This is a genomic window from Enterococcus sp. AZ035, assembly GCF_050548325.1.
Taxonomy (GTDB): domain Bacteria; phylum Bacillota; class Bacilli; order Lactobacillales; family Enterococcaceae; genus Enterococcus; species Enterococcus faecalis.
On sequence record NZ_CP172958.1, the window covers coordinates 491,983 to 515,131 of the forward strand.

Annotated in this window: 22 protein-coding genes; 19 read left to right on the forward strand and 3 right to left on the reverse strand. The window is 36.5% G+C overall.

The genetic code is table 11. The features are described from left to right. Window positions 1-192: 192 nt before the first annotated feature. From pnuC to IGL32_RS02445, 4 genes are all read left to right on the forward strand, one after another. A complete protein-coding gene (gene pnuC, locus IGL32_RS02430; protein WP_002364798.1) occupies window positions 193-891 on the forward strand; it encodes a nicotinamide riboside transporter PnuC in 699 nt (232 codons plus the stop codon). 8 nt (window positions 892-899) lie between these two features. Further along, window positions 900-1,544 (forward strand): deoxynucleoside kinase, encoded by a 645-nt coding sequence (locus tag IGL32_RS02435; protein ID WP_002355594.1) that lies wholly within the window; start codon window positions 900-902, stop codon window positions 1,542-1,544. A 349-nt stretch (window positions 1,545-1,893) separates the two neighbouring features. Further along, window positions 1,894-2,325, forward strand: coding sequence for a hypothetical protein (locus tag IGL32_RS02440; RefSeq protein WP_002386950.1), 432 nt, complete (start codon window positions 1,894-1,896; stop codon window positions 2,323-2,325). Between the two features lie 112 nt (window positions 2,326-2,437). After that, window positions 2,438-2,824 (forward strand): DUF1149 family protein, encoded by a 387-nt coding sequence (locus IGL32_RS02445; protein WP_002358717.1) that lies wholly within the window; start codon window positions 2,438-2,440, stop codon window positions 2,822-2,824. 46 nt (window positions 2,825-2,870) lie between these two features. Here the strand turns inward: IGL32_RS02445 and IGL32_RS02450 are convergent, their stop codons facing one another. Further along, on the reverse strand, window positions 2,871-3,206 hold the full coding sequence (locus tag IGL32_RS02450) for a hypothetical protein (protein WP_002358719.1): 336 nt from the start codon (window positions 3,204-3,206) through the stop codon (window positions 2,871-2,873). Window positions 3,207-3,503: 297 nt separating this feature from the next. On the opposite strand from IGL32_RS02450, the gene IGL32_RS02455 reads away from it, so the two are divergent. The 15 genes from IGL32_RS02455 to IGL32_RS02525 all read left to right on the forward strand — a co-directional run bounded on the left by IGL32_RS02455 (window position 3,504) and on the right by IGL32_RS02525 (window position 20,089). Then, window positions 3,504-4,895, forward strand: a complete 1,392-nt coding sequence (locus IGL32_RS02455) for an L-cystine transporter (RefSeq protein WP_002355598.1) — start codon at window positions 3,504-3,506, stop codon at window positions 4,893-4,895. Between the two features lie 132 nt (window positions 4,896-5,027). Continuing rightward, entirely contained in the window at window positions 5,028-5,408 is a 381-nt protein-coding gene (locus IGL32_RS02460) for a VOC family protein (protein ID WP_002358720.1), read from the forward strand. Window positions 5,409-5,560: 152 nt separating this feature from the next. Then, complete coding sequence (locus tag IGL32_RS02465; RefSeq protein ID WP_002386952.1) at window positions 5,561-6,727, forward strand: serine hydrolase domain-containing protein; 1,167 nt, start codon at window positions 5,561-5,563, stop codon at window positions 6,725-6,727. A gap of 99 nt (window positions 6,728-6,826) precedes the next feature. After that, window positions 6,827-7,537, forward strand: coding sequence for a DUF1003 domain-containing protein (locus IGL32_RS02470; RefSeq protein WP_002386953.1), 711 nt, complete (start codon window positions 6,827-6,829; stop codon window positions 7,535-7,537). Window positions 7,538-8,125: 588 nt separating this feature from the next. Then, complete coding sequence (locus tag IGL32_RS02475) at window positions 8,126-9,076, forward strand: rhodanese-related sulfurtransferase (RefSeq protein WP_002355603.1); 951 nt, start codon at window positions 8,126-8,128, stop codon at window positions 9,074-9,076. A 178-nt stretch (window positions 9,077-9,254) separates the two neighbouring features. After that, window positions 9,255-9,638 carry an LPXTG cell wall anchor domain-containing protein gene (locus tag IGL32_RS02480; RefSeq protein ID WP_167591296.1) on the forward strand — a complete coding sequence of 128 codons (384 nt, stop codon included), beginning with the start codon at window positions 9,255-9,257 and terminating at the stop codon, window positions 9,636-9,638. Further along, window positions 9,638-10,369 (forward strand): WxL domain-containing protein, encoded by a 732-nt coding sequence (locus IGL32_RS02485; protein ID WP_002361269.1) that lies wholly within the window; start codon window positions 9,638-9,640, stop codon window positions 10,367-10,369. The genes IGL32_RS02480 and IGL32_RS02485 overlap by 1 nt, the downstream gene beginning before the upstream one ends. A 16-nt stretch (window positions 10,370-10,385) precedes the next feature. Beyond that, window positions 10,386-11,165, forward strand: a complete 780-nt coding sequence (locus IGL32_RS02490; protein WP_002355607.1) for a WxL domain-containing protein — start codon at window positions 10,386-10,388, stop codon at window positions 11,163-11,165. A 19-nt stretch (window positions 11,166-11,184) separates the two neighbouring features. After that, a complete protein-coding gene (locus IGL32_RS02495) occupies window positions 11,185-13,284 on the forward strand; it encodes a lectin-like domain-containing protein (protein ID WP_002386956.1) in 2,100 nt (699 codons plus the stop codon). Window positions 13,285-13,306: 22 nt separating this feature from the next. Beyond that, window positions 13,307-14,047 carry a WxL domain-containing protein gene (locus tag IGL32_RS02500; RefSeq protein WP_002355609.1) on the forward strand — a complete coding sequence of 247 codons (741 nt, stop codon included), beginning with the start codon at window positions 13,307-13,309 and terminating at the stop codon, window positions 14,045-14,047. A 75-nt stretch (window positions 14,048-14,122) separates the two neighbouring features. Beyond that, window positions 14,123-15,217, forward strand: a complete 1,095-nt coding sequence (locus IGL32_RS02505) for a DUF916 and DUF3324 domain-containing protein (protein WP_002361272.1) — start codon at window positions 14,123-14,125, stop codon at window positions 15,215-15,217. A gap of 201 nt (window positions 15,218-15,418) precedes the next feature. Further along, window positions 15,419-15,868 carry a hypothetical protein gene (locus IGL32_RS02510; protein ID WP_002363200.1) on the forward strand — a complete coding sequence of 150 codons (450 nt, stop codon included), beginning with the start codon at window positions 15,419-15,421 and terminating at the stop codon, window positions 15,866-15,868. 3 nt (window positions 15,869-15,871) lie between these two features. Then, complete coding sequence (locus tag IGL32_RS02515) at window positions 15,872-17,320, forward strand: helix-turn-helix domain-containing protein (protein ID WP_002358731.1); 1,449 nt, start codon at window positions 15,872-15,874, stop codon at window positions 17,318-17,320. A 109-nt stretch (window positions 17,321-17,429) separates the two neighbouring features. After that, a complete protein-coding gene (locus IGL32_RS02520) occupies window positions 17,430-19,334 on the forward strand; it encodes a heavy metal translocating P-type ATPase (RefSeq protein ID WP_002386960.1) in 1,905 nt (634 codons plus the stop codon). Between the two features lie 35 nt (window positions 19,335-19,369). Continuing rightward, window positions 19,370-20,089, forward strand: a complete 720-nt coding sequence (locus tag IGL32_RS02525) for an MgtC/SapB family protein (protein ID WP_156210135.1) — start codon at window positions 19,370-19,372, stop codon at window positions 20,087-20,089. Between the two features lie 47 nt (window positions 20,090-20,136). Here IGL32_RS02525 and IGL32_RS02530 read toward each other — a convergent pair whose 3' ends face one another. Both IGL32_RS02530 and IGL32_RS02535 read right to left on the reverse strand, forming a co-directional pair. After that, the gene (locus tag IGL32_RS02530) at window positions 20,137-20,874 is read right to left on the reverse strand and encodes an amino acid ABC transporter ATP-binding protein (RefSeq protein WP_002355616.1); all 738 of its coding nucleotides are present in this window, start codon (window positions 20,872-20,874) and stop codon (window positions 20,137-20,139) included. A gap of 1 nt (window position 20,875) precedes the next feature. Continuing rightward, window positions 20,876-23,044: an amino acid ABC transporter substrate-binding protein/permease gene (locus IGL32_RS02535; protein WP_002361277.1), complete on the reverse strand. Its 2,169-nt coding sequence runs from the start codon at window positions 23,042-23,044 to the stop codon at window positions 20,876-20,878. Window positions 23,045-23,149 lie beyond the last annotated feature (105 nt).

A 23,149-nucleotide genomic window follows, 5' to 3' on the forward strand; every position in this document is an offset into this window, starting at 1 on the left:
TTGTGGCAATAAAGGATATCAGAAAGCTTGCTTAATAACTATATGTAGTGTTTTGATATTTTTCGAATCAATATATAGTATTAAAATCTTCTTTTTATTCCGAAATCTGATTGACTTGTTTTTTAAAACGGAGTACTCTTATTGAGACGTCAACAGAGAAAAGTTTGGTTTTAGGAAGGTCGGAAATTTGTCGTGAATAAGAATTTTTTGGTGAATGATTTTAAAGGTTGGGAAACGAGAAGTTACTTGTTTTTAGCTTTGATGGTGGGGGTACAGTTGGTTGCGTTCGCTATCAATCCATCGAATTGGATTACGTTAGTAGGTGGTTTAGCCGGCATCATTTGTGTGAATTTAATTGCCCAAGGAAAAGTCAGCAATTACATTTTTGGGTTAATCAGTGCAGTGATTATTGGCTATTTTGGGTTAGTGACACGGGTATATGCGGAAGTTCTTTTACAAAGCTTCTATATTATTATGGACATTACAGGGCTTTATGCTTGGCTTCGGGCTAGCGAGGATGGCTCGGGTCAAGTAACCGAAGTAAAAGTTTTAAAAGGTATTCAGTGGTTGTATGCCTTTTTCACGTGGCTGCTCATTGGCGTAGCTGCATATATTTTGTTAGGCTTTGTAAATGATGCGCAACAAACATTAGATGCAATCACGTTCAGTGTTTCAGCGACAGGGATGTTATTGATGATTAAACGTTATCAATCGCAATTCGTGTTTTGGCTACTAGGAAATATTTTTTCAATTTTGTTATGGTTCCGAGCAGGGACGCACGCTGGTGGTGATTATGCGATATTTGTTATGTATTGTATGTATACTTTTAACTCAATTTTTGGTATGTTTAATTGGTTGAAGATAAAAAATAAAATGGAAAAAAATAGGTAGGGAGTTCGATGGCAGTGATTGTTTTAGCAGGTACGATTGGCGCTGGTAAATCTAGTTTAACAGCTTTAATTGCAAACCGTTTAGGTTCAGAAGCCTTTTACGAATCAGTTGATGATAATGAGGTATTACCTTTATTTTATGCGGAACCGGAAAAGTACGCATTTTTATTACAAATTTATTTTTTAAATAAACGTTTTGATAGTATTAAACAAGCATTAACGCATGAAAATAATGTATTGGATCGCTCGATTTATGAAGATTCATTACTTTTTCATTTAAATGCAGATTTAGGTCGTGCCAACGAAACAGAGGTCAAAGTGTACGATGACTTATTACAAAACATGCTCCAAGAATTGCCTTATGCTGCGCATAAAAAAAGACCTGATTTGTTAGTTCACATTCGTATTTCATTTCCCAAAATGTTGGAACGCATCAAAAAACGTGGCCGTCCTTATGAACAAATTGAGACAGATCCAACGTTGTATGATTACTATCAAATGTTGAACGAGCGTTATGATCAATGGTATGAAGACTATGATGAAAGTCCTAAAATTCAAATTGATGGCGATAAATATGATTTTGTCGAAGATCCTGAAGCGTGTCAATATGTCTTGGCGTTAATTGAGAAGAAAATTGAAGAATTAGAAAGATAAATAAAAAGAAGCAAGTCCGGACTTGCTTCTTTTTGACTTAAAATGTGGATAGATAGGCTAAAGTTGCTACTAAATAAAGGAGTGTAGTGCTAAATTATAGAATCGGATTTTAACCTTCCCCTAAGTTAAAATCGGATAATCTATCTATCGACAGTTTAAGTTTGTATAAAATAGCGGTAGCTATTATCAACGAAGTCATTCATCGGTTGACCTGACTTCTCTAGAAGTATACCATCGAAAATAACCGACAGTTGTTCAAAATTTGGACTTAGTAAGTGTAAATTTTGATTGAAAGTTTCTGTAAATCAATCATTTATTCAAAAAATAATGCTCGAAAGAAGGAAGATAAATGAGCCAAATTTGGTTTGAACGCATTCTACGTTGGCGCAAAAAAGCGCAACGATTTTTACAAGGACGTTATGCCCGGTTCGATGAATTGAATCGAACGCTGTTGCTAACAAGTGTCGTGCTGGCGCTCATCAATATTTTTACTGGCTATCTTTGGGTTCGGTTATTGATTTTAATCACAGTCGCCTACGTGTATTATCGCTTTTTTTCAAAACATATTCACCCGCGATTGAATGAAAATCAATGGTTTATTCTTCGAAAACAACGCCTAATGCAAAAGGTTCATGCTTTTCGCAAGCGACATATGACTCAGAAAGAGTATCGTTATTTTAAATGTCCAAAATGTCAGCAGTCATTACGTGCGCCGAAAGGACGAGGAACAATCAAAGTCACTTGTTCAAACTGTCAAAATCAATTTATCAAAAAAGTCTGATCTTCTGTGTTTTTTGGTCTAGGCAACTTTCGGACTTGTGGTATACTTGAGAAAAGAAACCATTGGATATTCTAAAAGGGGAATATCTTGTTAAAAAAGGAGAGAAAAAACAATGGAAATTAAACGCCAACAAGAAATTGTTGAAGCGTATCACTATGATATGCGAGTACCTGATTCAGAAGTAGAGACAGATTTACGTGTCAGTTTTTCACCAATTGAAGTAGAAGAAGAAAATTATCCAGAAAATAGCTCAGCACTTGTTGCTCGCTTAGAATTTCGAATTGTCTTTGACGAATTTGTTTTATCAGGGGCGATTAGCCAAATTAATCACATTATTGATCGTAAAATTGAAAAACAAGAAGATATTTCGCAAGAAGAAGTCGATGAACTTGTGCGTCCTTTATTTAGCATCGTCGAACGTTTATCTTATGAAGTAACTGAAATTGCTCTGGATCGTCCAGGTGTTCAATTGAATTTTCAACAATCAGAAGAAGCTTAAACTTTAAAAACAGCGTTTATAACGGATTCCGTTATAAACGCTGTTTTTATTCTTGTGAAGATTTAGCAACCAAAGCTTTTTTAAACTGTTCATAATTTTTTGTAGCGATATCCACATAAGCAATCGGCTGACCAACTTTGGTGATTTTTTCGGGAAGATAGGGAGCGAGCATTTCATTGTACAAAATGAACGCAGCTTCTGGTACTTCCTCTGAAAGAACATCATAACTGATAAAGTCAATTTCATAGGTTGGTTGAAAAAAGGCTTTGATGTTTTGCTGCTCTTTATTTGAAAAGAGCCAAGGACCTCCATTTGCAGGGCTCCCCACAAACAACGTCGCTCCATCACGGTTGACAGAAAGGATCCAACAAATTTTTTGCATACGCTTACACCTCCTAGAACTAAGTATACCACGTCAGCTTAAAAGAAAGAGGACAAAAAACAAATTATTTTTACAGTGACTAGTAAAACAACGCTTGGTGATAGTTTTAAACTATCACAACGGTTATTTTCTATCAAAAAGTAAGCAAATTATCCCACTATTTGCTATAAAATAAGGTACAATAGAACTATCACTGGAAACAGTTTGCTGTTTTCAGGGTATTTACTGGAGAGTGAGTACCGGGAACCTTTACTTCCTTTGATGTACTTGTCATTAAAAACATAGGGAGGAACTAAAATGACAACATTCATCACTGTATTAGTGATCCTTGCATTTATTGCTGTGTTATTCGGTTTCTACCAAATGCAAAAGAAACATTTAAAATTCTCAACACGTGTCTTTTCAGCATTGGGCGTGGGGATTGTTTTAGGTGCAATTATTCAATTTGCTTTTGGTACAGACAGTAAAATTACTACGCAATCAATGGAATGGATCGGGATTGTAGGTAATGGTTATGTAGCGTTTCTACAAATGCTCGTAATTCCGTTAGTATTTGTATCTATTGTAGGTGCATTTACAAAAATGAAAGAATCCAATAAATTAGGAAAAATTAGCTTTAATGTGTTAGCCACCTTACTAGGAACAACAGCAGTAGCTGCCTTGGTGGGGATTGGAACAACCTTAGCGTTTGGTCTTCAAGGGGCAAAATTCACGCAAGGTGCTGCAGAAACGTCAAGAATTGCCGAGTTAGCGACGCGTCAAGATGCGATTCAAGATTTGACGATTCCCCAACAAATCGTTTCATTCATTCCTAAAAATGTCTTTGCTGACTTTGCGGGAACACGACCAATGAGTACCATTGGGGTGGTAATCTTTGCTGCGTTTGTTGGTGTCGCTTATTTAGGCGTTCGTCGTAAAGCGCCAAAAGAAGCTGAATTTTTTGCAAATTTAATTGATAGTTTATATAAAATTACCATGCGAATTGTTACCTTAGTTTTACGCTTGACCCCTTATGGCGTGTTAGCGTTAATGATTAATGTTGTAGCAACAAGTGATTTTGTTGCGATTATTAACTTAGGTAAATTTGTGTTGGCATCATATGTGGCCTTAATCATTGTTTTTGCCATTCACATGCTGATTTTAATTACTTTAAAAGTCAATCCAGTTACGTATCTAAAAAAAGTTTTTCCAGTCTTGAGCTTTGCTTTTACTTCTCGTTCAAGTGCAGGAGCTTTACCATTAAATATTGAAACACAAACCAAAGCATTAGGTGTCGATGATGCCACAGCAAACTTTGCTGGTAGTTTCGGTTTATCTATTGGACAAAATGGTTGTGCCGGCGTTTATCCAGCTATGTTAGCAACCATCGTTGCACCAACTGTTGGAATTGATGTCTTTAGTTTACAATTTATTTTAATGTTAGTAGCAGTTGTCACAATCAGTTCATTTGGCGTAGCCGGTGTCGGCGGCGGAGCAACCTTTGCTTCTCTAATCGTTTTAGGCGCAATGAACTTACCAGTTGCAATTGTTGGTTTAGTAATTTCAGTTGAACCACTTATTGACATGGCGCGGACAGCTGTTAACGTTAACGATAGTATGGTTGCAGGCGTGTTAACAAGTGCTCGTATTCATGAATTAGATCGTGATGTCTTAAATGATCGCGACGTTGTCTTAGATGCAAATATCTAAATCAATAAAACGAAAAGTGTTTGAGCAATGTCTTGCTCAAACACTTTTTTTGAATTTTAAGCGAAAGTGCAGTAATTATTTAAAAGAACGTATATAATAAGTTGTTAACTAAATTCAAAAGGACGTGAAGGAATGTTTTCAAACCAAGTAAAGATTATGTTATATGTGAATAATGTTGAGGAATCTAGTCAATTTTGGCAAACGTTTGGCTTTGTTGAAAAGGAAAGAGAGGAAGTTGACGGCACATTGGTGGTAGAAATTGCACCAAGTGAATCAGCAGAAGCGATTATTGTTTTATATGATTTGGCCTTTATTCAAAAACATTCACCAGAAGTGGCGGGGAATACCCCTTCTTTAATGTTTGCTAGCGATGATATCATTGGTCTCTATAAAAAAATGCAAGAGGCTGGCGTTACTGTTGGTGAAATGGTTCAATTGCCAACAGGCTTAGTTTTTAATTTTGCAGATAACGATGATAATTACTTTGCTGTGATGGGGCAAGAAAGTAAATAAAAAACAGCTTGGCACCAGAATCAATCTAGATTCCGGTGCCAAGCTGTTTTTTATAAAAGTTGAAAGTTTTATAAATTTTACTAAAATCTGTAATTTTCATGAAAATATAGCGTATGATAATGCTGTTAATAGAATAGGCGGAGGTAAGCGGTATGCGTAAACGACATGCAAAGAAAAGACATGGAGGAGTGAATTGGCTTTTTATAGTATGTTTGTTGGTGGTGATTGGTGGTAGTGGTTATTTAATAAAAACGTTCTTTTTCACTAGAGATTCACAAGTTAGTCAAGAATCGAAAGTGGTCTTGGAAGAAGATCGCCGAAGTGATAATTATGCGAATTTAACGAAAGAAATAGTTGCACCAGATAGTGGCGAACTTGATCAAAAAATTCAAGAAACAAATTATATTGGTTCGGCTTTGATCATTAAAGATGATCAGGTTTTAGTAAATAAAGGATATGGCTTTGCCAATTTTGAAAAGCAACAAGCCAACACGCCAAACACAAGGTTTCAGATTGGCTCAATTCAAAAATCTTTTACCACAACCTTGATCTTAAAAGCAATTGAAGAAGGTAAACTTACATTAGATACAAAACTCGCTACGTTTTATCCGCAAATTCAAGGTGCTGAGGATATTACGATTAGCGATATGTTGAATATGACAAGTGGTTTAAAGTTATCAGCAATGCCTAATAATATCGTTACCGATGAAGAAATTATTCAATTTGTTAAACAAAATACCATTCAAGTCAATAAAGGAAAATACAATTATTCCCCAGTAAATTTTGTCCTTTTAGCAGGAATGTTAGAGAAAATGTATCAACGTACCTATCAAGAATTATTTAATAATCTTTATCACAAAACGGCTGGTTTAAAGAATTTTGGCTTCTATGAAACCTTATTGGAACAGCCCAATAATTCAACAAGTTATAAATGGACAGAAGATAATTCATATAACCAAGTGCTCTCAATTCCTGCAGCTAGTTTTGCCCATGAATTTGGGACTGGTAATGTGGATATGACGACAGGTGATTTGTATTGGTACTTACATCAATTAACGAGTGGACATTTAGTTTCCACCGCACTTTTGCAAAAATTATGGACGTCTTCTCAGCAAAGCTCTTATCATGGCGGCATCTATGTTCATGATAATTATTTACGTTTACACGGCGTTGAAGCGGGTCAACAAGCCCTGGTTTTATTTTCAAAAGATATGAAGACAGGGGTCATATTGCTAACTAACTGTGTGAATCCAGCGAAATACAAAGAATTAATTGGTTCGTTGTTCCATGATGTAACCAATTTAACTGTTAAATTTTAAAGCAGAAGTAACAACGATCACTCCCAAAGCCTTTTTAGGTTTCTTCTGAGAGACTTTATATTAAAATAAAGGGAAGAACGATCAAAGGGAGTGACGAAGATGAAACAATCAAAAAATAAACAAGTTGTTATTGGTGAACCAACGAAAAAAAACATTTATCTTCAAGATATAGAACAGGAAACGCAAGCTTTTATTCTCCAAAACAATCCACAATTGACAGCTGAATCGATGATTACATTGGCGGAGTTACTTAATTATCGTTTGGATTACATGAAACAATTGGTCGCAAATGATTCTGAAAAAATCCAACAACTGAATGAATTGGTGGTTCAACATATCAAAGAAGATAAGCTGATTTCCAATAATATGAATGAAAAGATGGAAAAGAAATTAACCTTTGGCCAACGAGCAGCGGATACCATTGCTAAATTTGGCGGTAGCTGGGTGTTTATTGGCTTCTTTTGCTTCGTGTTGATTGCTTGGATCGTGATTAACTCTACCACTTTATTGGGACAACCATTTGACAAATATCCTTATATTTTGCTAAATCTCGCCTTATCTTGTTTAGCAGCTATCCAAGCACCGATTATTATGATGAGTCAAAACAGACAAGAAGCCCGTGACAGAGAACAAGCGAATAATGATTATAAAATTAACTTAAAAGCAGAAGTAGAAATTAATTTATTACATGAGAAAATGGATTATATTATCAATAATCAACTAGAAAATTTGGTGAAAATCCAAAATATTCAAATTGAACTTTTAGGTGAATTGCAAGAACAACTCGCCGCGACTTCTGAAAAGGAGTAGTATATAGAAGAGGTCGGGACAGAACCGTTTAGCTCCGAGAACCAAGTAGGTACTGATTAACATCTATTTGCTTTGCAAATAGTGTTTCTCAGCAATAAGAAGAAATTTCCGAAAATTGTCATAAAACACAACGAGGAACGAGTTGATGTTGCATGATACCTACCCGGTGTTCTTTAATTTTTGGAGACCAAGTAGGTATTGTTCATCATCGAATCACTACGTTCTTCGTGATTCTCAACAATTTCGGCTTATTGTTTTCTCGCCAAAGGCTCGTCACAGTTTTATCCTTGTAAGTTCCGAAGGACCTTCACCAAGTAGGTACGATGATTTCATCTGTTCATGCTTCACAGTGAAACATCGCAACTCTTAGAGCTGTAGCTCTTTTGAAGGCTGTACTGTGACGAGACGCATGTCGAGAAAACACCTTAGAAGTTGTTGAGATCGGAGCAACGCGTAGTGTTGGTTCTGTTCCCGCCGTTTATCAGGCTTTTTTTATTGTGTGTAAATACACAAGCAAAATAATCGCTTTCCCTTTTTTATTTACCGTATAATGGGATAGAATGACTTTATACAAAAGGGGAAAACAAGATGAAATACCAAGTATTACTTTATTACAAATATACAACAATTGAAGATCCAGAAGCTTTTGCGAAAGAGCATCTAGCTTTTTGCAAATCATTAAACTTAAAAGGCCGTATTTTAGTAGCGACAGAAGGGATTAACGGAACGTTATCTGGTACTGTCGAAGAAACAGAAAAGTATATGGAAGCAATGCAAGCAGATGAGCGCTTTAAGGATACATTCTTTAAAATTGATCCAGCAGAAGAAATGGCCTTCCGCAAAATGTTTGTTCGCCCACGTTCTGAATTAGTGGCGTTGAACTTAGAAGAAGACGTTGATCCATTAGAAACGACGGGGAAATATTTGGAACCTGCAGAATTTAAAGAAGCCTTATTAGACGAAGACACTGTTGTAATCGATGCTCGTAACGATTATGAATATGATTTAGGTCATTTCCGTGGTGCCGTGCGCCCAGATATCCGTAGCTTCCGTGAATTACCACAATGGATTCGCGAGAACAAAGAACAATTTATGGATAAAAAAATTGTTACCTATTGTACTGGCGGGATTCGCTGTGAAAAATTTTCTGGCTGGTTATTAAAAGAAGGATTTGAAGATGTTGCTCAATTGCATGGTGGTATCGCCAACTATGGAAAAAATCCAGAAACACGTGGCGAACTTTGGGACGGCAAAATGTATGTCTTTGATGACCGAATCAGTGTCGAAATTAATCATGTTGATAAAAAAGTTATTGGGAAAGACTGGTTTGATGGGACACCTTGCGAACGCTACATTAACTGTGCAAACCCAGAATGTAATCGTCAAATCTTAACTTCAGAAGAAAATGAACATAAACATTTAGGTGGCTGCTCATTAGAATGTAGCCAGCATCCTGCCAACCGTTATGTAAAAAAACATAATTTAACAGAAGCAGAAGTTGCTGAACGTTTAGCTTTGTTAGAAGCGGTTGAAGTATAAAAATAATAAAAAAATAAACAAAAAAACTTCGAAAATTATTTTTCGAAGTTTTTTTGTTTATTTTTTTGTCTTTAAAAGTGTTGATTTTAAAGCTTTCTTAGCTAAAACCATTTTATTTTTTAAAAGCGTCTGAAAAAAATAAAAAAATCTAATAAATATTTCTTTTATATAATGTTTATTGGCTGGGCCAGTCAATGTTGAAAATGGGGAAGGAGGAATTCAGATGAAAATCATAAAAAGGTTTAGTTTGGTATGTTTAGGGCTATTGATCATTGGGTTGCAAACAAAAAGCGTTATGGCTGAAGAAAATAATTATGAATCAAATGGTCAAGCGAGCTTCTATGGTACCTACGTTTATGAGAATGAAAAAGAGTCAAATGACGTAGCGTATACCCAACAATCAGAAGAACAGGGAAGAAACAATTTAGCTGCTTCTGGACAAGCAGTTTTACCTAAAACAGGCAAGTCTGAAAATCCGCTGTATTCCTTGATAGGAGTTAGTTTGTTGGGGATAGTCATTTATTTAATTAATAAAATGAAACGAGAGAAGGAGTTTATTTAATGAAAAAAACTGTTTTACTTACATCGGCAACCATACTTTTAGGCGTAGGGTTTCAAGCAATAAACGCATCAGCAGCAGAAACTTTTCCGAAAGAATACAATACAGAAGGCACAATTACTTTTGAAGCAGGTGATAATGAAATCACACCGCCTGTTGATCCAGAAAATCCCGATCCTACTGATCCAGTAGACCCAATTGATCCTCCAGGGCCAGGAACGGGTGGTGCCTTATCAATTGATTATGGGTCAAAATTTAAATTTGGTACACAAAAGATTTCTACGGCAGATCAAACGTATTATGCTGCGCCAGATGAAATGAAAGATGGTTCAAAAAAACCAACCTATGTACAAGTAACTGATAAAAGAGGAACGTTAGCAGGATGGAAACTAACGCTTTCCCAACCTGAACAATTTAAAACAGCTACTGGAGAAGAACTAGTCGGCGCTCAATTGACGTTTACAAAGGCAGAAGCTGCCTCAATGGTGGATGAAAAATATAAACCTACTGAAGTCAGTAGTACTATTTCCTTAACACCTGGTGTAAATAATAATCTAGCGATGAACGCTAAAAAAGAAACAGGTGTTGGGACTTGGGTTTATCGCTTTGGTTCAAATGAAGCAACAAATAAAGAAGCTGTCCAACTATTCGTTCCCGGAAAATCTGTAAAGCTTGCACAACAATATTCAACGAAGTTAGTTTGGGCATTAGAAGATACTCCCGCTAATAATTAAATAAAGGAGAAAAGCAATGAAAAAACAATTCACAGGAATCGTTCTATGCAGTACATTTGCAGTTGCTGGTTGGTCCTTACAAGCGAAGGCAGAGGAGCCAAAAGAGTATCGTTCGAATGGTTTAGTAGAATTTATTCCGAACGTAGATCCGACAGAGCCGGTTGATCCAGAAAATCCCGATCCAGAAAAGCCAGTCAAACCAATTGATCCGACAGACCCAGAAGGTCCCAATCCTGGTACCCAAGGACCGCTGTCTATTGATTATGCTTCAAGTTTTGACTTTGGGAAAAATCGTATTTCGAATAAAGACCAAGTATATTTTGCAAGAGCACAGCAATATCAAGAGAATCAAAAAGAAACACCAAATTTTGTGCAAATTTCTGATAATAGAGGAACCAATAGTGGTTGGTCTTTAACGGTTACGCAAAAGGAGCAATTTAAAGCAACAAAGGCGACTTTAAATAGTCAGTTGACAGGTGCGCAAATTTCTTTAGCTAACCCGACCGTTAATAGTAATGCGCAAAATGTTGTGAAACCAGAGGCAACAAATAAGATTGCCCTTGTTCCAGGAACCGCATCGCTAGTGGCAGCTGCGAAGCAAGGAACCGGTGCAGGAACCTGGGCTACTTATTGGGGCAAAGTAGAAGTTGTTGCAGAACGCGATGAAACCAATACGGTACACAATGTTAATGTTACAAAAGATGTTGCGCTATCAGTACCAGGGTCAACCCCTAAAGATGCCGTGAAATATCAAACAAAATTATTGTGGACGTTGACGGATGTACCAGGAATTTAAAAAGTAGAGGTGAAGAGAGATGCGAAACAAACAAAGCCTAGTCTTTTTGGCAAGTAGTTTATTCTTACTAATCCTTGCGCCTATTACTAGCGAAGCGATTAGTAATCCTTCGACAAATATCAACGAAGTCAATCGGGAAATAGTGGAGGAATCGGCCAATGATCAGGCAACTAGCGCTCCTTCTCACTCGGAAACATTAGAGCAAGAACCTTCCCTAGAAACGACAACAACAACCGATAATCATCCAGCAGAAACAGACCAATCAACGGCTACTTTAGAACCTAGCGAACAACAAAAGGATGACGGTACCAGTGCAACGGAATCGGTGATAGTTGAACCACAGCCGCGCATGTTGGCTGCGCCATACGCTACTTCATTGCCGGATGATCCTAACATCATTCCAATCGACAAGGTGTTTCAAGAGCCAATTGGAAATGCAACAAGTATTTTAGAAGGTGGGAAGTTATTACAACTAAACCCAGCTGTTAAATCACAAAAAGGCGCTATTTGGTCAAAAAAACCAATCAGTTTATTGTCGGATTTTACCTTTAAAAGTTATTTGTATTTAGGAAACGAGTATGCAAATGCTGGTGATGGTATGACCTTTACCTTAACGAATGATCCTAGAATGTCCACAACGCCTCAAGAAGTCATTGGTTCACCTGGGATGGGAATCGGTGCATACTCCACGAAAGCTGGTCAACCTTATGTTAGAAATGCCTTATCGATTGAGTTTGATACCTATAAAAATACTGGTAGTTCCAACCGAATGGACCGAGAAATTTCACAAGATAAGGGAAATGGACATTTAGCTTTTGTCACTCCGAAAGCTAATAACAACAACTATACAGGGGAGCATTCAGGCGTCACTGTTGCGCCAACCTATCTATCTAATGGAACCTGGCGCATGTTGACTGTTCATTGGAATGCCGCAACCAAAGCATTAACATATGATTTAGAAGGTGTGGGCACGAATACGTATGTAGTTTCAGATTTAAATGCACAATTTGGCGCAACAACGGTTTATTGGGGCTTTACATCATCCACAGGTGGCAAATACCAAGAGAATGCTTTAGCAATGACACAAATTCCTACCAACGTTACGTCACAAGCAGCCCTTAGCGTGAATGGTCAGGAATTTAGCTCAGCTGTTGAAGCAGTGAAAAATGATCAGGTGAGACTACGGAATACATTGAATATTGACAATGACTTTATCGAAGATCGTCAACCGCAAGTAAGCATTGACTTACCTGATGAATTAGCATATGAAGAAAATTCATTAACGATTGATGGTAAAAAGGTAGCAGCCAAAGATCTGACACAAACAGGGAATCACTTAACAATTGCTTTAAATGACTACCTAGTTTTAAAGAAGGACATGATGATTGAATTAAAAACAACCCTTCAAGATAATACGCCCGAAAAAGTTTTAACTATGAACTTTGACTATTATGAAGAAGGAACCTTACTGCAAAAGTCAAATAATGTAACGATTACTATTCCTAAACCAACAGAAAAAACAGTAACCGTTTTTTATAAAGACGCAGAAGGTAAAGATATTGCTCCACCTAAAAGTGTAACAGGGAAAATTGGTGCACCCTATCAAGAAAAACCCCTAGATATTTCTGGCTATGTTTTTACAAAAGACTCGGGCAATGCGGAAGGAACAATGACAGAGGAAACAAAAGATATTTATTTTTACTATCGTTTAGGGGAACTATATTTTAAAGAGGCACCAAAACAGATTACTTTTGGTACGGAAAAGATACGTAATCAACCACTAATTAAACTTGGGCATCCCACCGAAGGACTCAAAGTCGTGGATGAACGTAACGCAAATAATTGGCGCCTGCAACTAAAGCAAACGCAACCGTTAACAAATGATTCAATTGTAATGCCAGATGTTTTTTCTTTCGTTTCAACTGCTGGAAGCTCTCAGATTACAAATGAGGCAATTACGCTTTTAGAAAGTAATCAGAAAGGTGAAACAGATTTAACAGCATTACTTGATGAATCAAAACAACAAGGAATTCAAATCAATGTTCCTGTAGCTTATCAAAGAGTTGGAACATTTAAAGCTCGTTTATCTTGGGCGTTAGAAGATGTGCCAGGAAATTAAAGAAAAGAATGGAGAAAAGAAAATGAAAAAAGTAACAACAGTATGTTTATCCACATTTATTTTAGGGAGCTTAGGCATGACTTCTCAAGCCTTTGCAGAAGATGGCGGTAGTTATACATCTAATGGTATCGTAGAATTTACACCAAGTGAAGAGCCAACTAATCCGGTTGACCCAACGGATCCAACTAATCCAGTTGATCCTATTGATCCAACAGATCCTGAAGGTCCTAATCCAGGAACAAACGGTCCGTTGTCAATTGATTATGCGTCAAGTCTAGACTTCGGTGTTCAAAAAATCACGTCGAAGGATCAGACTTATTTTGCTGCTACCCAAAAATACAAGACGGTAGGCGCAACCGATGAAGTCAAAGAAGGGCCTAACTATGTCCAAGTAACAGATAACCGTGGAACCGAAGCTGGCTGGTCATTAAAAGTGAAACAAGAAGGACAATTTAAATCAACTTCTGGTAAAGAATTGACTGGGGCAGCTATCACGTTTAAAAACGGAAATGTAGTGACTGCTTCAGATTCAGGCAAACCAACAGGCCCAGCCACAATCACGCTAAATTCAGATGGTAGTCAATCAGATGTAATGAGTGCAGCGAAAGGAAACGGTGCAGGAACTTATTTATTTGATTGGGGAACAGATGCAACTACAGCCGCTAAAAGTATTGAGTTAACTGTTCCAGGTTCTACAACCAAATACGCTGAAAAATACGCCACAAAATTAACATGGACGTTGACAGACGCTCCAGGAAATTAAACGAGTTTTAAAAAGAAGAATAGCGGGGAACATAGTTACCTGCTATTCACTACATATAGAAAAGGAGTAAATAATTTGAACAGAAAAAAACAACGATTTCTTTTTTTTCCGATACTACTAATTCTTTTAGCGTTAGTACCTAGCAATGGTTTTGCCAGTGAATTTAATTTTGCGGTTACGCCTATTCCATCAGAAAAACAAGTAGATAAAGAAAAAACTTACTTTGATTTATTACTAGCACCAAATGAAGAAACTGAGTTGAAAGTGAACTTGCGCAATGATACAGATAAAGAAGTAAAGGTAGGTATTTCCATCAATAGTGCCATTACCAATTCAAATGTAATCGTGGAGTATGGTGAAAATAAGGGGAAAAAAGATCAAAGTTTAGCGTTTGATATAAAAGACTACGTTCAATACCCTAGCTCAGTTCGTTTAAAACCGAAAAGTGAACAAACGGTTTCTATTAACGTCAAAATGCCTAATACACCCTTTGATGGAGTGTTAGCTAGTGGTATCACTTTTAAAGAAGAAACGTCGGATGAAGGCAAACGCCAAGACGATAAGAGTCAGGGGTTATCCATTAAAAATGAATATTCGTATGTCGTTGCATTATTGATGCAGCAAAATAAAAAAAAGGTTGAGCCGAATTTACTTTTGAAAAAAGTCTCACCAGGACAGATTAATGCTAGAAATGTGATTTTAGTCAATCTACAAAATGATCAAAAAACATATATTAACCAAGTTGCATTTTCGGCAGAGATTACCAAAAAGGGACATGAAGAAGTTTTATATAAAGAGGAAAAAGCAAACATGCAAATTGCACCAAATACCAATTTTTCTGTTCCCATTGCGCTAAAAGGGCAACCGCTTAAGCCAGGAGATTACCATTTGTCTATGACCGTTGTTGGGAATAAAGATGCTGCAGGCTCATTTAAAAAATCAATAAACAATGAATCGATATCTTTTAGAAATCAATGGCAATTTGAAAAAGACTTTACAATTAATGGTGAAGTTGCCAAAGAATTAAATGAAAAAGATGTCACCTTAAAAGAAAATCATTCGAATTTATATTTGATGATTGGCTTACTACTATTATTGATAGTGATTTTAATCATTGCCTGGTTGATTTGGCGAAAAAAGAAACAGGAAAAAAACGAAAGAGAAATATAAAGAGTAGTTAATTTTTGATTTGATCATCGGCAACGTTTTTGTTTGTTTTTGCTTATCAAACATGCAGTTTATTCAACAAACCTAACTCAAAAAAAGAAATAATAAGAAGGAGTATTGTTAAATATCGTCTGATACCACTTTACTAGTTATATTTTTTGTTTTGTTATGTAGCTAAAGTATTTGGCAATATATGTGAGAAAAATGGATAAATACAAACATTTACTATTATGGAGTACATTGTTACTCTCGTTTTTTCAAGTAACCAATGTGCAAGCAGCAGAAGAACGGAATCCAATTTATAATCCGACCAATCCAACAGAAGAAATTTATCCGATTGAGAATACTGGCACACCAGAAAAAATGGAAGAAACAAATGAAAGTACTATGACTAGCGAAACGCAAGCGGAAGAAAGTAGCGAAGACGTTAGTAAAAAAGAAGTGACAACCAATAATCCAAAAACAAATGAAGAAAGGCCTTCTTCCAAGAAAAGTCAGCATCAAGTATTTTTCACGGATGAATTATTTGATGCTAGCCATATCACCATTGTACCAAATAGCACAGGCGGTGCTGGAACGGAGGGGCAAAACACTTTTTACTTGAATTTCATACGGGAATTAGTAGGAACGGCTATTTATGGGAGAAAGAACTGATAAATGATGAATTATGAAATTTTTTTAAATAAAGAAGATCAACGAAGTTATTCCTTGCTAAGGCATTTAGAAGAAAGTCCCACGCTATCAGGTACTTTTATTGCACTTCGCGAAGAATTATCAATGTCGAATTTTTTAGTCAAAAAAACATTAGAAAAATTAAAAGCAGATATTGACAATCTAAAGTTAAGCGACAGCTTAACTTTAGTCGTTTCTGATGTAGATGTTACACTTGAAATTGATGGAAACTATTCAAGTAAACTTTTGCTCACGAAATACTTAACAGAATCGCTCTCTTTTAAATTAGTGTTGTCTTACTTTAGAGGAAATTATAGTTTGACAAAGTTTGCTGAATGTAATCATGTCAGCACCTCTGTGGCGTATAGTACCTTACAGCGGCTAAAAAAAGCCTTAAAGGAGTATCAGATCTATTTTAGTAAACGGGAAATTGTCGGCAATCAAAAAGCAATTTCATTTTTTTTGTATAAATTGTTCACGCTTTCCAATCAACCAATTTCCGAATTATATTCGGTAAAAGTCTATAATGAAGCGAAACGTGTATTACAGTCTGTTGAGTTAAACTATACTTTCACCACCTATGAGCGACGCAATTTTTTCCATTATTTAGCTATTATGATTAACAACGAAGGACGTGCGGTGGAAGGGATCGATACGCGTGCACTGAATACATTTTCAGAGGAACTAATAAAAAAATCGCAAGTGGCATGGGCATTGGCTTCAAAATCATTAACGTATACGATTGTTTTTTTCTTGTATTTGCATGGCAAACTAGAGAAAAAATATGTCATTCATGAAGATCCTACGATTGAAAGCCTAACTCGTGTTTTCATTGGAAGTTTTGAAAAAGCATTTAATTGTTTAGAGGAGTCAACAAGGAATACTCTAGAAGAAGGGTTAGCAATTATTCATTTCAATGTTATTTACTTTCCGATTAATATGTTTGACGATTTTGAAATGGATTTACAGTTTTTTAAGCAAACATATCCGGAATTTTATTTTTATTTAATTGAATATATTCGTTGGTTAACAGCAAAACATAAAAAAATTGCGAAAGCCAATCACTGTTTGTTTTTTAACTATCTATTGTTGCTAATTAATCATGTTCCGGTTCATTTAATTGCAGAGCCAGCCAAGGTCCTAATTGATTTTTCTTATGGAAAAGAGTATAACCAATTCATCAAAAAAAATTTATCCGTCTATGTGAATTTAAATGTAGAAATTATTGACCCGTTATCAGATACCTTACCAGATGTGGTGATTACCAATTTAAATAACTTGTATCAAGAAGAACAGAGTAAAGTTATGGTTTGGCTGGATCCACCTCGTTCGATTGATTGGGTCAATTTAACGCAATCATTATTGACTATTCAAGAAGAAAAATATCAACAACAAAAAGAATCGACAAAGACAAGCGGTGATCCTATCGAATAGAATCATCGCTTGTCTTTGTGTTTAAGTCTTTACAAAACCACCCAAGTGTTTTATAATATGAATATATATTCATATGAATAGAAAAACATTAATGAGGAGGCGCATAACAATGTCAAAACAAACAGGTGCACACACACATGAAGAAAAAGGTAAAAACGTTCCAGTTATTCTCTTTTTTACAGGATTGGCTCTTTTCTTTATCGGTTTATTTTTAGGGAACATGCTCTTAGTGAAAAATATTCTTTTCTCATTAGCTGCTATTTTAGCTGGTTATCATATTATTGGGGAAGGCTTTGGAGATACGTATCGGGATACGAAAAACAATCGAAAGTTTTCGCCTAATATTCATTTGTTAATGACCTTAGCTGCAGTTGGTTCAGCATTAATGGGAAGTTTTGAAGAATCAGCATTGTTGATTTTGATTTTTGCGGCGGCGCATTTCCTTGAAGATTATGCCCAAGGCAAAAGTCAACGTGAAATTACAAAACTATTAAATTTAAATCCAACAGAAGCTCGCCTGATAACAGACGACGGCTCAATTCAAACTGTGTCAGTTGAACAATTGAAGATTGGTGATCGCGTGCAAGTCCTCAATGGTGCGCAAATTCCGACAGATGGCGTCGTGATTGAAGGAAGTACCGCTGTGGATGAATCATCTATTAATGGGGAAAGTATTCCCAAAGAAAAAAATAGTGGGGACCCAGTTTTTGGTAGTACCATGAACGGTTCAGGCACAATTGTTGTTGAAGTAACGAAAGATAGTTCAGAAACAGTTTTTGCAAAAATCGTACAGCTCGTGAACCAATCACAAGAAAATCAATCAGAAATTGCAAGCAAAATTAAACGATTTGAACCGAAATATGTCACACTAGTTTTAGCAGTTTTTCCACTAATTGTTTTAGGTGGCGCATTGCTTTTCCAATTGACTTGGGCTGAAAGTTTTTACAGAGGCTTGGTCTTCTTAATTGCTGCCTCCCCTTGTGCATTAGCAGCGAGTGCCGTTCCGGCAACTTTATCAGGAATTTCCAATTTAGCAAAACAAGGCGTTTTGTTTAAAGGTGGCTCATTCTTATCAAATTTAGCTGAAGTGAAAGCACTCGCTTTTGATAAAACAGGCACGCTAACAAAAGGCAAACCTGAGGTCACAGATTATCTTTTTGTTGATGGCTTAGAAGATCGCCAAGAAGAATTAGTAGCTGTTTTAACAAATATGGAGAAAAAATCCAATCATCCATTGGCGACGGCGATTGTTAATCGCTTTGAAGCAGAAACAACGGCTTTAAATTTAGAAGTAGAAAATATTGTCGGGGTGGGTTTAGTAACGACCATTGCAGAAACAACTTTTAGAATTGGTAAACCATCTAGTTTCGAACAAGTGCCAACAATCATTGAGAAACAAACAACGAAATTAGCAAGTGAAGGCAAAACGGTAGTGTACTTTGCCGAAAATGAACAAGTGATTGGTTTGGTGGCATTGATGGATGTTCCTAATGAAGAAGCAATGAACGCCATTCACTATTTCAAGTCACAAAATATTGAAACAACAATGATTACAGGAGATGCAAAACTTACGGGTGAAGCAGTTGGTCGCTTAGTAGGCGTGGACCAAGTTTTTGCTAATGTTTTACCTGAGGAAAAATCAGCGATTGTTGATCAATTAAAACGCGAAGTAGGAATGACAGGGATGGTTGGTGATGGCATTAATGATGCACCGGCTTTAGTGAATGCTGATATCGGAGTGGCGATGGGGGATGGTACAGACATTGCTATCGATGTTGCAGACGTGGTAGTGATGAAAAATGATCTTTCTAAATTAGGCTATGCTCACCGTGTCTCAAAACGCTTGAATAAAATTGTGCAGCAAAATATTATTTTTTCAATGTTAGTGGTAGCAACGTTAATTATCTTGAACTTTTTAGGTATTGCGAATATCGCATTTAGCGTACTTATTCATGAAGGAAGTACCTTAGTGGTCATTTTTAATGGCTTGCGTTTATTAGTTAATACAAAATAAGTCAAATAGTCACTTGCAAGAAAGGAGAGAAAGCGATGAATTCTTTAAAAATGATTGAACTTTCTCTCACCGACGTTGTCATTCGGATTGCTCTAGCCGTGGTTTTTGGAGCTTTGATTGGGTTAGAAAGAAGTATTAAAAGAAAAGGCTTCGGTATCAGTAGTAATGCCATTTTATGTTTGGCCTCCTGTACGATTTCCATTTTACAGATTCAATCGGTGGATATTTTAGTCGATGTGGTGAAACAAAATAGCGCCTTGGCGTCCATTATTTCTATGGATATTACACGATATGGCGCCCAAGTGATTAGTGGTGTAGGCTTTCTCGGTGCGGGGATTATCGTTTTTAGAGAAAGGAAAGTCTCTGGGTTAACGACAGCAGTAATGATGTGGAATGTTACTATTATTGGTTTAGTCATTGGGATGGGCTTTTTAACCATTGCGTTTATCAATCTCGTGGCAACTTTGCTAGTATTAGCTCTGGCCCATTTTAAACGAAAGACTCCTTTAAAACGATTGCAGCTTATCGTAAAAATGAAGGAACCTATGATTAAAGAAAGCCGACTGCATGAACAACTTCAAGCTTCTTTAGAAAAAGGGGAGCGCTTAGTAGAATTGACTTTGGAATCCGAACAAGAGGCAGTGACAGCAAAGATTTCTTATGTAGGCAAAGAAGATTTCTGGCATTCCAACTTGCACCATCTCTTAAAAGAAAAAGGGCACGTTCAATCTGTCTCTGTCACGGAAACAATTTAACCATAAAATAAAGCACTTGGGCGCTAGCGCGCGCCAAGTGCTTTTGTTTAAATATTTAATACTTTATCTAAGAAATCTTTTGTTCGAGGGTTTTGAGGATTTTCAAAGACTTGCTCTGGCGAACCATCTTCTAGGAAGTTACCGCCATCAATGAACATTACTCGATTAGCCACTTCTTTTGCAAAGCCCATTTCGTGAGTAACGATGACCATTGTCATTCCTTGTTTTGCTAAATCTTTCATTACACCAAGAACATCGCCAACCATTTCTGGATCAAGGGCTGATGTTGGCTCATCGAAAAGCATAATATCAGGATTCATCGCTAACGCACGTGCAATTGCGACACGTTGTTTTTGACCACCAGATAAAGAATCTGGATAGGCATCTTTTTTATCTGCCAACCCAACACGTTCTAAAAGTTCTAACGCTTTTTTCTCCGCTTCGTCTTTTGATAAGCGACCTAAATCGGTTGGTGCTAAAACAATATTTTCTAAAATAGATAAATGTGGAAACAAATTGAAATGTTGGAAAACCATGCCGATATGTTGACGGACTTGGTTGATGTCCGTATTTTTATCTGTCAAGTTCGCACCATCAATAATAATGTCTCCGCTAGAAGCTTCTTCTAATTGATTCAAGCAACGTAAAAAAGTACTTTTACCAGAACCAGAAGGACCGATGACGCAGACTACGTCGCCTTCGTTAATAGAAACATTAATGTCGTTTAAGACCGTGTTGTCACCATATTTTTTTACTAAATGTTCAACTAAGATTTTTTCAGTCATATTAGTTCACCTTCTTTTCAAGGTTTTTCGCTAATTTAGTTAAGCTAGTAATTAAAATTAAGTAGATTAACGCAATAACGAAGTAAACCATTGTACTTTGTAATGTCCGAGCAACAATAATTTTTCCTGTTTGTAGTAGTTCGATTAAGCCAATTGCTGAAAGGATAGTTGTATCTTTCAATGAAATAACAAATTGGTTAATGAATGAAGGAATCATAATGCGAATCGCTTGTGGTAAAATAATTTTTTGCATTGTCCGATTATAGGAAAGACCTAAACTTCTTGAAGCTTCCATTTGGCCAACTGGAACAGCTTTGATTCCGCCGCGCACAATTTCAGAAATATAGGCACTGGCATTTAAAGTTAATGTGATAATCCCAGCAATGAAGACCGGGATATTAAAGCCAAGCACACCAGGTAATCCGAAATAGATGAAGAACGCTAAGACCATTAAAGGAATTCCACGAATTAAATCAACATAAATGGTTGAAAGTACACGTAATGCTTTGATTGGTGAAACGCTGAATAGCCCAAAAATAACGCCGACAATTAAAGCAAGTACGAAGGAAATCAACGTTAATAGAATCGTCATCCATAAACCGTGTAACAATTGTTTCCAGTTGTTTTGCATGAAGCCAACAAACGTAGATTCGTCAGCTGTTTCTTCTTTGGCTTCGTTGCCATCTTTCACGTAAGTGCCGATAATTTTATCGTATTCACCTGTACGTTTCATTTCTTTTAAGCCTTCGTTAAACATTTCAAGTAGTTCAGGATTTTGCCCTTTTTTGACAGCAAAACCGTAAGAACCACCTTTTTCACGAGGAATTGGTGTCGCTAGTGGTTGATTTTGCGCAACCCCGTAGCCAATGACAGGATAATCATCCATCATGGCATCAACTTCGCCAATTTCTAATGCACTGTATAATGCATCAGTTGTGTCTAAATACTTAATTGAGTAATCATATTTCTTTTTATTTTTTTCTAAGAAATCAGCACTTTCAGTACCAATTTTTACGCCGACTTTTTTGCCTTTTAAATCATCATACGATTTAATTTTGTCATTGCCTTTTTTGACCGCAATTTGAATACCGCTATCAAAGTAAGGAACAGAGAAGTCGAAGGCTTTTTTACGATCATCCGTAATCGTCATGCCTGCAACCATCCCATCTGCTTGACCAGATTCAACAGCTTGGACAGCAGAACTAAAACCAATAAATTTAAATTCAACAGTAAAACCTTGCAATTCAGCTGCACGTTTGACTAAATCTACATCAATTCCGACATAATCGCCTTGGGCATTTTGAAACTCAAACGGAGCAAATGTAGAATCACTAGCAATCACATATTTCTCTTTTTTAGGAGTGATTTTTTTCATCTGTTCGCCAGCGTCTTGTGTGTTTGTTTCATCGCCTGTCGCTAAGTAGTTGTTTAAAATTTTATCATAAGTACCATTGTCTTTAAGATTTTTCAAACCAGCGTTGAACTTTTTGATTAATTCAGGGTTTTGACCTTTTTTCACTGCGAAACCATAAGAACTGCCTGTTTCTTTATCGCCAACTAATTGTAATTTTTGGCCATTTTTCACTGCGTAGCCCAATACAGGATAATCATCAACGATTGCATCCGCTTCGCCGTTTTCTAAGGCTTTATAAAGACCCGTTGCATCGTCAAAATTTTTGATGGTGTAGTCATATTTCTCTTTATTTTTTTCAAGGAAATTGGCACTTTCAGTTCCAACTTTAGCCGCAACCGTTTTGCCTTTTAAATCATCATATGATTTAATTTTGTCGTTTCCTTTTTTAACCGCTAATTGTAAACCGCTATCGAAGTATGGATCTGAAAAATCAAAGGATTTTTTTCGCTCATCCGTAATACTCATTCCAGCAATCATGCCATCAATTTGTTTAGATTGAATCGCTTGGACTGCACTATCGAAGCCTAATGGTTTTAAATCCACTTCAAAATCTTGATCTTTGGCAATCGCATCTAATAAATCAACGTCAATACCAATGTATTTTCCTTTTGAGTCTTGGAATTCAAAAGGGGCGAATGTTAAATCCGTTCCAATTGTATATTTCTTTCCTTCTGCATGTGCTGAAGTGCCACTAATGAATGTTAGCAGAGTTACCATCATCACAAAGAAAGAAAGTAAAAAGTGTTTCCTTTTCATAAAATACCTCCTAGTTTTGCATATTGAACAATTATATAGTAAGAAATAGGAAGCTGACAAGTATTTGAACGCTAAAAAGAGAAAAAAACTCTAATTTCCTTACAT

Excerpts from the sequence above, each read along its gene's own strand:
- IGL32_RS02450 (WP_002358719.1), bottom strand. The coding sequence starts at position 3,206 with ATGCAAAAAATTTGTTGGATCCTTTCTGTCAACCGTGATGGAGCGACG.
- IGL32_RS02485 (WP_002361269.1), top strand. The coding sequence starts at position 9,638 with ATGAAAAAAACTGTTTTACTTACATCGGCAACCATACTTTTAGGCGTA.
- IGL32_RS02530 (WP_002355616.1), bottom strand. The coding sequence starts at position 20,874 with ATGACTGAAAAAATCTTAGTTGAACATTTAGTAAAAAAATATGGTGAC.
- IGL32_RS02490 (WP_002355607.1), top strand. The coding sequence starts at position 10,386 with ATGAAAAAACAATTCACAGGAATCGTTCTATGCAGTACATTTGCAGTT.
- IGL32_RS02435 (WP_002355594.1), top strand. The coding sequence starts at position 900 with ATGGCAGTGATTGTTTTAGCAGGTACGATTGGCGCTGGTAAATCTAGT.
- IGL32_RS02440 (WP_002386950.1), top strand. The coding sequence starts at position 1,894 with ATGAGCCAAATTTGGTTTGAACGCATTCTACGTTGGCGCAAAAAAGCG.
- IGL32_RS02495 (WP_002386956.1), top strand. The coding sequence starts at position 11,185 with ATGCGAAACAAACAAAGCCTAGTCTTTTTGGCAAGTAGTTTATTCTTA.
- IGL32_RS02520 (WP_002386960.1), top strand. The coding sequence starts at position 17,430 with ATGTCAAAACAAACAGGTGCACACACACATGAAGAAAAAGGTAAAAAC.
- IGL32_RS02510 (WP_002363200.1), top strand. The coding sequence starts at position 15,419 with ATGGATAAATACAAACATTTACTATTATGGAGTACATTGTTACTCTCG.
- IGL32_RS02455 (WP_002355598.1), top strand. The coding sequence starts at position 3,504 with ATGACAACATTCATCACTGTATTAGTGATCCTTGCATTTATTGCTGTG.
- IGL32_RS02475 (WP_002355603.1), top strand. The coding sequence starts at position 8,126 with ATGAAATACCAAGTATTACTTTATTACAAATATACAACAATTGAAGAT.
- IGL32_RS02525 (WP_156210135.1), top strand. The coding sequence starts at position 19,370 with ATGAATTCTTTAAAAATGATTGAACTTTCTCTCACCGACGTTGTCATT.
- IGL32_RS02465 (WP_002386952.1), top strand. The coding sequence starts at position 5,561 with ATGCGTAAACGACATGCAAAGAAAAGACATGGAGGAGTGAATTGGCTT.
- IGL32_RS02460 (WP_002358720.1), top strand. The coding sequence starts at position 5,028 with ATGTTTTCAAACCAAGTAAAGATTATGTTATATGTGAATAATGTTGAG.
- IGL32_RS02470 (WP_002386953.1), top strand. The coding sequence starts at position 6,827 with ATGAAACAATCAAAAAATAAACAAGTTGTTATTGGTGAACCAACGAAA.
- IGL32_RS02445 (WP_002358717.1), top strand. The coding sequence starts at position 2,438 with ATGGAAATTAAACGCCAACAAGAAATTGTTGAAGCGTATCACTATGAT.
- IGL32_RS02515 (WP_002358731.1), top strand. The coding sequence starts at position 15,872 with ATGATGAATTATGAAATTTTTTTAAATAAAGAAGATCAACGAAGTTAT.
- IGL32_RS02535 (WP_002361277.1), bottom strand. The coding sequence starts at position 23,044 with ATGAAAAGGAAACACTTTTTACTTTCTTTCTTTGTGATGATGGTAACT.
- IGL32_RS02500 (WP_002355609.1), top strand. The coding sequence starts at position 13,307 with ATGAAAAAAGTAACAACAGTATGTTTATCCACATTTATTTTAGGGAGC.